The sequence below is a fragment of the Sphingorhabdus sp. Alg239-R122 genome (assembly GCF_900537065.1).
Taxonomy (GTDB): Bacteria; Pseudomonadota; Alphaproteobacteria; order Sphingomonadales; family Sphingomonadaceae; genus Alg239-R122.
Genome location: NZ_UNRC01000013.1, coordinates 42,680 through 53,332, shown reverse-complemented (window position 1 = coordinate 53,332; position 10,653 = coordinate 42,680). Strand labels below are relative to the sequence as shown.

The 10,653-nt window shown below is 57.6% G+C and carries 11 protein-coding genes; 3 read left to right on the top strand and 8 right to left on the bottom strand.

All coding sequences use genetic code 11. The features are described from left to right. The first annotated feature begins 70 nt into the window (after positions 1-70). Positions 71-694, top strand: a complete 624-nt coding sequence (locus tag G6Q15_RS11155) for an ankyrin repeat domain-containing protein (protein ID WP_164118784.1) — start codon at positions 71-73, stop codon at positions 692-694. Positions 695-717: 23 nt separating this feature from the next. Here the strand turns inward: G6Q15_RS11155 and G6Q15_RS11150 are convergent, their stop codons facing one another. Together G6Q15_RS11150 and G6Q15_RS11145 are read right to left on the bottom strand one after the other, a co-directional pair. Continuing rightward, a complete protein-coding gene (locus G6Q15_RS11150; protein WP_240330865.1) occupies positions 718-1,209 on the bottom strand; it encodes an MmcB family DNA repair protein in 492 nt (163 codons plus the stop codon). Between the two features lie 81 nt (positions 1,210-1,290). Next, on the bottom strand, positions 1,291-1,659 hold the full coding sequence (locus tag G6Q15_RS11145) for a hypothetical protein (protein WP_164118780.1): 369 nt from the start codon (positions 1,657-1,659) through the stop codon (positions 1,291-1,293). Between the two features lie 236 nt (positions 1,660-1,895). On the opposite strand from G6Q15_RS11145, the gene G6Q15_RS11140 reads away from it, so the two are divergent. Next, a complete protein-coding gene (locus G6Q15_RS11140; RefSeq protein WP_164118778.1) occupies positions 1,896-2,663 on the top strand; it encodes a TorF family putative porin in 768 nt (255 codons plus the stop codon). Between the two features lie 6 nt (positions 2,664-2,669). Here G6Q15_RS11140 and nikE read toward each other — a convergent pair whose 3' ends face one another. The 5 genes from nikE to G6Q15_RS11115 are packed head-to-tail and all read right to left on the bottom strand — an operon-like array spanning position 2,670 to position 8,511. Beyond that, a complete protein-coding gene (nikE, locus tag G6Q15_RS11135) occupies positions 2,670-4,220 on the bottom strand; it encodes a nickel ABC transporter ATP-binding protein NikE (protein ID WP_164118776.1) in 1,551 nt (516 codons plus the stop codon). Next, positions 4,217-5,005, bottom strand: a complete 789-nt coding sequence (locus G6Q15_RS11130; RefSeq protein ID WP_164118773.1) for an ABC transporter permease subunit — start codon at positions 5,003-5,005, stop codon at positions 4,217-4,219. The genes nikE and G6Q15_RS11130 overlap by 4 nt, the downstream gene beginning before the upstream one ends. Before the next feature lie 10 nt (positions 5,006-5,015). Further along, on the bottom strand, positions 5,016-5,966 hold the full coding sequence (locus G6Q15_RS11125; protein ID WP_240330863.1) for an ABC transporter permease subunit: 951 nt from the start codon (positions 5,964-5,966) through the stop codon (positions 5,016-5,018). Between the two features lie 40 nt (positions 5,967-6,006). After that, a complete protein-coding gene (locus tag G6Q15_RS11120; protein ID WP_164118771.1) occupies positions 6,007-7,626 on the bottom strand; it encodes an NAD(P)/FAD-dependent oxidoreductase in 1,620 nt (539 codons plus the stop codon). A gap of 15 nt (positions 7,627-7,641) precedes the next feature. Next, complete coding sequence (locus tag G6Q15_RS11115; protein WP_164118769.1) at positions 7,642-8,511, bottom strand: 3-hydroxyacyl-CoA dehydrogenase NAD-binding domain-containing protein; 870 nt, start codon at positions 8,509-8,511, stop codon at positions 7,642-7,644. A gap of 82 nt (positions 8,512-8,593) precedes the next feature. Here G6Q15_RS11115 and G6Q15_RS11110 point away from each other — a divergent pair, with 82 nt between their 5' ends. Continuing rightward, complete coding sequence (locus G6Q15_RS11110) at positions 8,594-9,658, top strand: DUF1176 domain-containing protein (RefSeq protein ID WP_164118768.1); 1,065 nt, start codon at positions 8,594-8,596, stop codon at positions 9,656-9,658. A gap of 5 nt (positions 9,659-9,663) precedes the next feature. Here G6Q15_RS11110 and egtD read toward each other — a convergent pair whose 3' ends face one another. Next, positions 9,664-10,638, bottom strand: coding sequence for an L-histidine N(alpha)-methyltransferase (gene egtD / locus G6Q15_RS11105; protein WP_164118766.1), 975 nt, complete (start codon positions 10,636-10,638; stop codon positions 9,664-9,666). Positions 10,639-10,653: the final 15 nt, after the last annotated feature.

Below are 10,653 nucleotides of genomic sequence, written 5' to 3'. Positions count from 1 at the left end.
TGTATAAGGGTATTATTCAAGAGGGCTTTTGGAGCTTTCTATCCGGTTACAGATTTTTGATATGGGTTAAATGATGAAACGGTTTCATTTTCTTGCCGCTTTGCTGGGTGTTTTTGTGATGTTTGCTGTTGTGACACCATCACCCGTGGAAGCGCAATTTTCGAGCAGCTATGAATTTTTGAAAGCCGTCAAAGAGCGCGATGGCGACAAGGTGAAAACCCTGCTTGAAAAATCAGCGTCCACGTTGGTGAATACGCGTGACCTGGCCAAAGGTGAAACAGCGCTACACATCGTTGTTGCCCGCCGCGATGTGGCCTGGACACGTTTTCTGCTGGCAAAGGGTGCCAACCCTAATGCGCGGGACAAGAATAATGTGACGCCGCTTTTGCTGGCGGCCCGTTACAGGGATGTTGATATCGCTGAAGTGCTGTTGCGCCGCAAAGCGAATGTAAACGGCTCAAACAGTTCCGGGGAAACACCGCTCATCATCGCGGTACAGCTAAGTGACCTTCCCATGGTGCGGCTGTTGCTCAAAAAAGGTGCTGACCCTGACCAGACCGACAATATTGCCGGCAAGTCAGCCCGCGATTACGCGATGGAAAGCAGGCAGGCCACGGCATTGCTGGAAGTGATTGATGCGGAAGGCAAGGACACAAAAAAGGAAGACGTCCAGATTTTCGGACCCACTCTTTAAAGCGCGGAGCATTGTGCAGAGATTTATTCCAGAGGAATGGTAAATCCGGGGTCGGTGATTGCAGTGAGTCGCCGCATGGCGACTCTTGCGAGTCGGGCGGTTTCGGTTTTTCGCCGTGCCGGGGCCAGCGCATGGGTAGCTGCAGACCGCACGATCTCCGCATCATAGGCATCGGCTATAATCAGCCCACACCGCTCCGGCAGGAAATGTGCCTTTTCAAGCAATCCGGCATCAAAACCGGGGGGTAGGGCCCAGTAAAACCGGTCGCAATAGTCCAGATATTCGGTCCATTTATTGTCGCCTAATAAGTCGCTGCGCGCGGTTTTTATTTCAACAATGACCAGTTGCCCCTTTGGATCCAACCCCATCAGGTCGGCCCGCCGGCTGTTGCGCAGCGAAACCTCTGGCATCACCCAGATATCATTGCGCGCAAACAGGCGGGCTACGCCGCGTGCCACGGCCGCTGCACCCGTTGGAGCGGCAAGTGTTTCCGCAGCTGGTTCGGGTGCGAGCATAAGATGCGAATCGTTCATTGACACAATCTAGAACAAACAAGGAACGATGCAAGAGGAAAATTGCCATCTCCTGCTTCCAGTCTAGCGGCCTACCAGGGCAAGTAGCGTTTTTTCTGCCAGCCTATATTCGCGGTACAGGCTGCGCGCGGCAGCCGTGTTAAAGCATTCATCCGCACGCGCGGACTCTATGGCTTTCAGGCCCGCTTCCATAAAACCGGTCATTGATGTGACGTGCCGGTCAAAAAGTTTCTGTATGGCATGTGGCTGTGTTTCAAGCGCGCCGCATATATCACGCTTGTCGAGCATTTCGGGTGGCGGGCATTCTCCCCAATTCGCGACATAGACAACTATTTCACGCAGTTCGAAAAGGCGCACTAGACTCATGGCCGGGTCAAATTCCTGACCCGCACCCGTCATTTTGCGTCTGTGAAGTTCCTGCAAAGCGTTCATGATTGCGGGTATAGCGCCTTGAAGTTGAGATTCCCTAAATGCAACATGCCTGCTGTAAATGGCGGGGAACAGGCAGATTTCGCCGCACCGTCATTTTTTTCTTGTGCGATGCAACAAAAAAAGGCAGCTTAGATCACTGAGAGGCGAGCAAGCCGGCTGTTTCAGACTGATTCAGGACAGAGCGCGCGGCTTCTTAAGCAGGCGGGACGATACGCATCGACACGAAAGGAAATTTCATGCGCACGTCCATTTTCGGCCTTATGGCCGCACCAATCGCCATTCTTGTTTCGGCTCCCGCTTATGCGCAGGATGCTGATATTCAGGAACCCGGCGAATCTTCCATTTCCGTATCCGCCAATGTGGCGCTGACCAGCGATTACCGTTTTCGCGGCATTTCATTCTCTGACGGTGATTTTGCCGTACAGGGGGGTATCGATATTGCCCATGACAGCGGTTTATATGTTGGTACATGGGCTTCTTCGATTGAAGATAGCCCAACCTTTGGCCATACCGAACTTGACCTGTATGGCGGCTGGTCTGGAGAGATATCTTCGGGCATTAACGCTGATATCGGACTGCTTTATTACGTATATCCGAATGGCGAAGGCGGGGCGGCGGGTCCGAGTGATTATTTTGAGCCCTATGCCTCTATTTCCGGCACATTGGGTCCGGCAGAGCTTAAGCTTGGCGCGGCCTATGCCTTTGATGGCCAGTCCGCGCTCGGTAATGAAGACAATCTTTATGTCTATACCGACCTGGGTATTGGTGTCCCGAATACACCGATCACCCTGAATGCGCATCTGGGCTATACGGATGGCATATTGTCACCCGATATCGATCCGGTCACGCTTCGGCAAAGCGGGGCGTTTGATTATAGCTTCGGCGCGGATTACGCGATCACCAGCAACCTGACTGCAAGTGCGACCTTTGTGGGTGTTGAGGGGCCGTCGGTTGACGGCATTAGCGATGACACGGTGGTCTTCACCATCAGTGCGAGTTTTTGACGAACTTCATCCGTCACGGCTCGCGGTGACAAGGCGGCGGGTGATGTCCGATTGTGGTTTTGCAATGATATCGTCCGCCGTGCCCTGTTCCACAACCTGCCCCTGATGCAATACCAGGATGCGGTGGCACAGCTTTCTGGCCAGCGCGAGATCATGCGTGATGAATAGCATGGTGAGGCTTTTTCCAGACTGCAGCTGCTGTAACAATGCAACTATTTCTGCGCCTATGACAGGGTCGAGCGCGGATGTCGCCTCGTCCAGCACCAGCATTTCAGGTTTGCATACCAGTGCGCGGGCAATCGCCACGCGCTGTGCCTGCCCGCCCGATATCTGCGTCGGCCTGCGCTGCATGAATGCGGCGTCCAGTCCGACGGTTTCCAGCGCGGCGGCTACGCTTGCATGGCGTTCCGCTTTTGTCATTTCGCCGCGCAGATGAGTGAGCGGCTCGGCGACAATATCTTCCACCCGCCAGCGCGGATCAAGGCTTGCGACAGGATCCTGAAACACCGTTTGGACGGCGCGTTTTTGTGCCTTGTTGCGTTTGTGCGGCAGCGCCCCTCCTTGCCACAGTATTTCACCTTCTGACCAGGGACCAATACCTGCAATCGCCTTGCCGATGCTCGACTTGCCGGAGCCCGACCCGCCGACCAGCGCCACCGCCTCGCCTGCATGGACGGTCAGGTTGGCAGGTTCGACAGCGCGAAAGGGTGCGCGGAAAATTCCGGAGCGCGGATAGTCGACCGCGACGTCACGCACTTCCAGCAGCGGCGTGCCAATGGCGGGTAGTTGCGGTGCGGGGTCATCAAGTTTCGGTGTCGCGTCCCACAGCTGCCGGCTATAGTCCGCCTTTGGGTGGCGGATGATCTTATCAGACGGGCCGCTTTCGATCACTTTGCCGCGCCGCATGATGACGATATGATCGGCATGGCGCGCCACCGATGGCAGGTCGTGGCTGACCAGCAGTAATGCCATGCCGCGCTCACGCCTGAGCCTGCCGAGCAGCTCCATAATTTCACCGCGCAGATGCGCATCAAGCGCCGATGTCGGTTCGTCGGCGACCAGCAGCACAGGGTCGTGTGCAATCGCGCAGGCGATCATCACCCTTTGCCGCTCCCCGCCCGACAGCTCATGCGGATATTTGCGCAAATTTGCCTCTATGTCGGTGAGGCCGACATTTTTGAGCATGGCGGCGAGCCTGCCATGATCTGGCGGTTCCCCGCCTGCCTGCATTGCCGATTCGCGCAAATGCTGCTCCGTCCGCATATGCGGTGTAAGCGCGGTCAGTGGTTGCTGGAAAATGAATCCCGCCTTTTGCGCGCGGAGCCGCCGCAATTCGCTCTCGCTACAATTGGCCAGCTCGGTGCCGTCCAAAATGGCAGAGCCCGTCATATGCGGCGCGATCAGTCCGAATGGCGCGAGACAGCTGACCGATTTGCCCGACCCGCTTTCGCCAACCAATGCCACGCATTCGCCCGCGGCTATGGTAAAATCAAGGCCATGCGATAGCGTGTCCTTGCCAATCTCTGATCCCAGTTCCCGAACGCTATATATGCTCATGCGAACCGGTCCCGCATCCGTTCGCCTGCCAGTGTCAGGCAGACGAGCAGCAACACCATTATGCCGCAGGGGAACAGGAGCCCGCCAGGCGCAACATCCATATTGTCCGCGCCTTCTTTCACCAATATGCCAAGCGATGTAAGCGGCTCCTGTACGCCCAGGCCCAAAAAGGACAGAAAGCTTTCAATCATGATAAGCTGCGGAATGGTGAGCGTAAGATAAGCGAGCGCCGTGCCTGCGATATTGGGCAGGATATGGCGGAATAATATGACATGGCCCGGCGCGCCCGAAGCCCTGGCCGCAAGCACGAAAGGCCGGTTTTTGAGTGTCATGACTTGCCCGCGCACAATCCGTGCCATGGTCAGCCACTCGACCAAGCCGATGCCGACAAAGACCAGCAGGATAGAACGACCGAAGACGACCATCAGCACGATGACTATAAACATGAAAGGTAGCGCATAAAGCGCATCGACAATGCGCATCATCGCCTCATCTGTGCGCCCGCCGGTCCAGCCTGCCACCGCGCCCCACAGCACACCGACGACCAGCGAAACCAATGCCGCCGCCAGCGCCACGGCGAGCGTGATCTGCGTACCCACCGCGAGCCGTGCCAATCGGTCGCGCCCGACATCGTCGGTACCCAGCAGATGCCCCTCGCTGCCCAGCGGTGCGCGCACGCTGTCCCAGTCAATTTCGGCATGGCTGAAAGGTAGCATCGGCGGCAGCAGCAAAGCCAGCGCCGCGATAAGGGCAACAATGGCAAGGGGTATGCGAACGCTCTTCATGCCCTTTCCTTCATGTCCGTGTCCTGGGGTCAAGCCAGCCATAAAGCAGGTCAGCAAACAGGTTGAACAGGATGATGAGTGCAGCATAGAGCGTGATCACTGCCATGATGAGCGGATAGTCGCGGTTGAGCGCGCCCTGCACAAAATAGCGTCCCAGCCCGGGCAGGCCGAACACCGTTTCAATCACCACCGCACCGGTGAGCAGCCCCGCCGCCGCCGGCCCCAGATAACTTGCCACCGGCACCAATGCGGGGCGGAGGCAGTGGCGGGTGATGATCTGCGCTGTTGATAGCCCGCGCGCCTTTGCGGTGCGGATATGTTCCTGCGCCAATGTGGTGGCAAGGCCCGCCCGCGCCAGTTTCGCGATCGCGCCCGCCACTGGAAGCGCCAAAGCGAAGACAGGCAATATCCAGTACCCTGGGCTATCGCCAAGGCCGCCCGCGGGCAACCAGCCCAGCCAGAGCGCAAAGACCAGCACCAGGAAAGGTCCGGTCACGAAACTTGGCAATGCTGTCGCCATCGTGGCTTTCAGCATCAATATTTCATCCAGCCATCCGCCCGGGCGGAGCGCTGCGAACAAGCCTGCCGCAAGACCAATTGCCAGCGCGACGATGATTGCCAGGCCGCCGAGTGTGAGCGAGATGGGCAGGCTTTGCGCCACCAGCTCAGTCACTGTGAAATCGCGGTAGACCAGGCTGGGACCGAAATCGCCCTGCACCATGCGGGTGAGATAGAGCCATATTTGTTCATGCAGCGGCAGGTTGAGGCCATAGCTCGTCTCCAGCGCGGCGCGCGTTTCCTCATCCAGCGGGCGCTCGCCGTCAAATGGCCCGCCAGGGGCAAAGCGCATCAGCACGAATGACGCGATCACGACTGTGAGCAGTGTCGGTATGGCGGTCAAAAGCCTGCGGAATATGAGTGCGCCCATAGGCCAGTGAAGATGGCCCAAACCGCGCGTCATGTCATGCAGAAAGTGTCATGCAGGAATTGGCAGGAGTGCTTTAGCGCAACCGTGCCCGCATCCAGCCCCGCACACCTGTGTCTTTCAGCACTTCGCGCGCGCAGTTATGGCCGGGCGCGCCGGTGACGCCGCCGCCGGGATGCGTGCCCGATCCGCACATGTACAGATTTCCTAGCGGGCCGCGGTAATCGGCATGACCCAGCATGGGGCGCGCGGCCCAAAGCTGGTCCAGACTCATCCGGCCATGGAAAATATCACCGCCTGCCAGGCCGAATTTGCGCTCCAGCCCCTTGGGCGACAGCACCTGCCGGCCCAGTATCGATGCACGGAAACCGGGTGCATGCTTTTCCACCGTATCGATTATGGCGTCCGCCGCTGCGTCTTCATGGTCGTCCCAGTCTTTTCCGCCCGGCAGGATTGGCGCAAACTGCTGGCAAAACAGGCTTGCGACATGCTGCCCTGCGGGCGCCAGGCTGTCATCGACGGCCGAGGGTATCAGCATTTCGACAATCGGATCGCGTGACCAGCCATATGCCCTGGCATCGGCAAAGGCGCGGTCCATATAATCCAGGCTGGGCGCGATGATGATACCGCTTTTATGATGTTCGCCGGGCTCTGGTTGACAGGTGAATTTTGGTAGCCCGGACAGTGCGACATTCATGCGAAATGCGCCCGAGCCCGCCTTGAACCCCTGCATGTGCCGGACAAAGGCTGGAGGCAGGTCGGTATCATCAATCATCTGCCCGTACAGCAGCTTTGGTCCGATATTGGCGATCACGCGCTGCGTCATGACCTGCGACCCATCGGCGAGCCGGACGCCGCAGGCACGCCCCTTTTCGCTGATGACTTTCTGTACGGGCGAACTAAGGCTGATTTCCACGCCGAGCTCGCGGCAGGCATCCGCCATATAGCCGGTAATCGCGCCCATGCCGCCTATGACATGCCCCCATGATCCCTTGTTGCCGTTCACTTCACCAAAGACGTGGTGGAGCAGGACATAGGCGCTGCCCGGCGTGTCAGGGCTGGCATAGTTGCCGACGACCGAGTCAAATCCGAAAGCCGCTTTTACCGGATCGCTTTCAAACCACTGGTCCAGCACTTCGCGCGCGCTGCGGGTGAACAGGGTAAGCACATCGCGCTGCCGTTCGAGCGACAATCGCATGAAACGCTGTCCCTGCCGCGCCGCATCCACCAGGCTGGCCAGACCGCTACCCGGCGGTGTTCGCAGCGCCAGATCCCGCAGCACTTCGGCGGCATCCTCCAGCATGTCATAATAGGCGGGCAATGCCTCGGCATCGCGGGCGGAGAAGCGTGCAAATTCGGTCTGTGTCCGCTCCAGCCCTCCGCCCAGTTTCAGGTAATTACCGTCCGGCAGTGGCAGCAGGTTCGAAATCGGCCGTTCGATGACACGGTAGCCGCGCTCAACCAGGCCCATGTCCTGAATCACTTTGGGTTGCAGCAGGCTGACGGTGTAGCTTGCGACGGAATTGCGGAAACCGGGGTGAAATTCCTCGGTCACGGCGCAGCCACCCACCACGCTGCGCGCTTCAACCATGCGTACCTTCATTCCGGCACGTGCAAGGTAAAAGGCGCAGACCAGCCCATTGTGCCCCGCGCCGATAATCAGCGCGTCATATGTACCGGTCTGCTGCGTTTCCATTCGCCGTTATCGCTTTTAGCGCGTGGGCACGGGTTTTTCACCCGAATAGTCGTAGAAACCCTTGCCCGTTTTGCGGCCAAGCCAGCCAGCCTCGACATATTTGACGAGCAATGGCGCGGGACGGAATTTGGGATCACCGGTGCTGCCATAAAGCACGGAGATGATGTTGAGACAGGTATCGAGGCCGATAAAATCCGCCAGCGTGAGTGGGCCCATCGGATGGTTTAGCCCCATGGTGATCGCTGTGTCGATATCGGTAATATTGGCTACACCCTCGCCCAGTGCGAAACAGGCTTCGTTGAGCATCGGCATCAATATGCGGTTGACGATAAAGCCCGGCGCATCGTTGGAATGTACGACTTTTTTGCCAATGGCGGACGCGTATTTCTCAACCGTCTCAACCGTATTGTCGGATGTGGCAAGTCCGCGGATCAGTTCGATCAGGCCCATGATTGGCACCGGGTTGAAAAAATGGACCCCGACAAAGCGCTCCGCATCGGGACTGGCCTGCGCCATCCGTGTGATGGGGATGGAAGATGTATTGGATGCCAGGATTGCCTGATGGCCCAGCACCTTGCCCACTTCGTCAAAAATCTTGCGCTTGATATCCTCACGCTCGGTTGCGGCTTCGATAATCAGCCCGGCATCGGCCATAGGGGCATATTCGGCAACCGGCTGAATGCGTGACAGTGCAGTTTCGGCTACTTTGGCCTCAATCTTTTCCTTGTCGACCAGACGCTGCAGCTGTTTTCCGATAAAACCCTTGGATTTTTCGGCAATGTCCAGACTGACATCGGAAAGATAGACGTTATAGCCTGATTGCGCGCTGACCTGCGCGATGCCTGCGCCCATTTGTCCGGCACCGATAACTGCGACTGAATGCATGAATTTTATCCTTTTTGAAAACGCTGACAGGGATGTTCCATGCTCTCTAGTCGAAAGTGCTATTTTACGCTAGACTGTTGATATGTTTACGACGCTCATCCTTGCTGCTTCCGCTGCGGCCGCGCCGCAGCCCGGCGCTGTCAAGGTGTACCGCGACTGGTATGCGGCGTGTGACAACGGAGCGGCGTGTGAAGCGGGGTCGATGTCAGACGGCACCGATACCGCGCTGCGCGTGGTGCGTCTGCCCGGACGCGATGCGATGCTCAGGATCAGTGTATCCATCCTTTCCAGCGGGGTAACAGACATTGCCTTGGTTGTCGACGGACGTGAAGCGGCCAGGGGTTCGCTGGACAGTGAAGGCGTGTTTTTCATGGGCGGTAGTGACAGCCTGAAAATAGCACGCATGTTGGTACGCGGGCGCACGGCAACCATCATGAACAAGGGGGTGGACGCTGTGGGAGATGGCGTGCTGGCACGCATTTCGCTCAAGGGATCTGCGGCCGCAATGGGCTATGTCGATGCAAGGCAGAAACGGGCACGAACCCGGAGCGCGCTATCCATAACCGGCCGCCGCCAGGATAAGGACTGGACCCCCAAACTGCCGCTGATTACGCAGCAGCCCGCGGCGCGGATCAAGAAATTGCCAAAAGAAAGGCAGCTTGCAGTGCTGGCAGAAAAGGCGGGCTGCGAAGAACAGCGCGCGCTCGGATATACCAAAGACCAGGTCTATTCGCTGGCACGACAGGATGGCCAGGATATTGTTGTCGCACTTATCGCCTGCGGGTCTGGCGCCTATAATTTCATGAGCAAGGCGTATATTGGCGAACGGCCATCGGGCAAGGGCCGCAGCGACTGGCGTTTTCGCAGCGCACCGTTCGACTATAATCCGGGCGGCGGTTTTTCGGATGACGGTTCGCCTGTGCTGGTCAATGCGTTTTTCAATGTAGAGGACGGCATATTAGGCAATTATGCCAAGGGGAGGGGCCTTGGCGATTGCGGCTCATCACAAAGCTATGTGTGGGATGGTACGCGTTTCCGCCTGATCGAGGCGACAGATATGCCCAAATGCCGCGGTGTGTGGCAATGGCCGACCATCTGGCGTGCGCAGGTCAAACGTGAATTAAAGCAATTGGCACGGGTATACTGATTAGCCTAGGGCGCGGTATTGAACGGCGTGGCCTGGGCCAGGATCAGCGCGAAGTAATCTTGTGGATCGGTCCATTCGCCAATCGGCGCCCACCCCCCCGCACGCAATAACAACCGGGCATCGCGCTCCCCGTATTTATGGCTGTTTTCGGTATGGATGGTTTCATACCTTGCTATGCGGAATGCCTGTCCGGCAATAGTGAAGTCCATATCTTCTTGCGCTTCCAGATGCATTTCTATGCGGGCATAATTGTCGTTCCAGCGCGCGACATGACGGAATTCATTCACCGGAATATCGCCTTCCAGCTCGCGGTTGATCCGGGCAAGCAGATTGAGGTTGAACGCAGCTGTGACGCCCGCCGCATCATCATAAGCGGGGACGAGGACATCTTCGGACTTTACCCGGTCCATACCGATCAGCAGCATCGCATTTTCGCCAAGCGTTCGGCGCATGTTTTTCAGCAGGTCCACCGAAGTGCGCGGCACCATATTGCCAATGGTGGAGCCGGGGAAGAAACCAAATTTGGGGCTATTCTGCACAGCTTCGGGCAGATGGATATCACCCATGAAATCAGCTTCGACCGGAATGATATCCAGATCGGGAAATTCTTCCTGCAGGGCGGCGGCGGAATCGCGCAGGAAATCGCCACTGATATCTATTGGCACATAAGCGGATGGCTGCACCGCGCGCAGCAGGTGCGGCGTTTTGGTGGAGGAACCTGAACCAAATTCGACAACCACTTTTCCATGTCCGCCCTTATCGGCAATTTCACCGCAATGTTTTTCCAGCAGTGCGGTTTCGGTGCGAGTGGGATAATATTCGGGCAGGTCGGTTATATCTTCGAACAGTTCCGAGCCCGCACGGTCATATAGCCACCGCGCCGGGATAGCGCGGCGTTCGCCCTGAAAACAGGCCAGTATATCACGGCGAAAAGCGGGGTCCACCGCATTGGCGGCACTGGATTTTGGTATGTCATTCATGGAAGTCTGCTTTTC

Coding starts and splice junctions, on each gene's coding strand:
- G6Q15_RS11155 (WP_164118784.1), top strand. CDS start 71: ATGATGAAACGGTTTCATTTTCTTGCCGCTTTGCTGGGTGTTTTTGTG.
- G6Q15_RS11150 (WP_240330865.1), bottom strand. CDS start 1,209: ATGCTCGCACCCGAACCAGCTGCGGAAACACTTGCCGCTCCAACGGGT.
- G6Q15_RS11145 (WP_164118780.1), bottom strand. CDS start 1,659: ATGAACGCTTTGCAGGAACTTCACAGACGCAAAATGACGGGTGCGGGT.
- G6Q15_RS11140 (WP_164118778.1), top strand. CDS start 1,896: ATGCGCACGTCCATTTTCGGCCTTATGGCCGCACCAATCGCCATTCTT.
- nikE (WP_164118776.1), bottom strand. CDS start 4,220: ATGAGCATATATAGCGTTCGGGAACTGGGATCAGAGATTGGCAAGGAC.
- G6Q15_RS11130 (WP_164118773.1), bottom strand. CDS start 5,005: ATGAAGAGCGTTCGCATACCCCTTGCCATTGTTGCCCTTATCGCGGCG.
- G6Q15_RS11125 (WP_240330863.1), bottom strand. CDS start 5,966: ATGACGCGCGGTTTGGGCCATCTTCACTGGCCTATGGGCGCACTCATA.
- G6Q15_RS11120 (WP_164118771.1), bottom strand. CDS start 7,626: ATGGAAACGCAGCAGACCGGTACATATGACGCGCTGATTATCGGCGCG.
- G6Q15_RS11115 (WP_164118769.1), bottom strand. CDS start 8,511: ATGCATTCAGTCGCAGTTATCGGTGCCGGACAAATGGGCGCAGGCATC.
- G6Q15_RS11110 (WP_164118768.1), top strand. CDS start 8,594: ATGTTTACGACGCTCATCCTTGCTGCTTCCGCTGCGGCCGCGCCGCAG.
- egtD (WP_164118766.1), bottom strand. CDS start 10,638: ATGAATGACATACCAAAATCCAGTGCCGCCAATGCGGTGGACCCCGCT.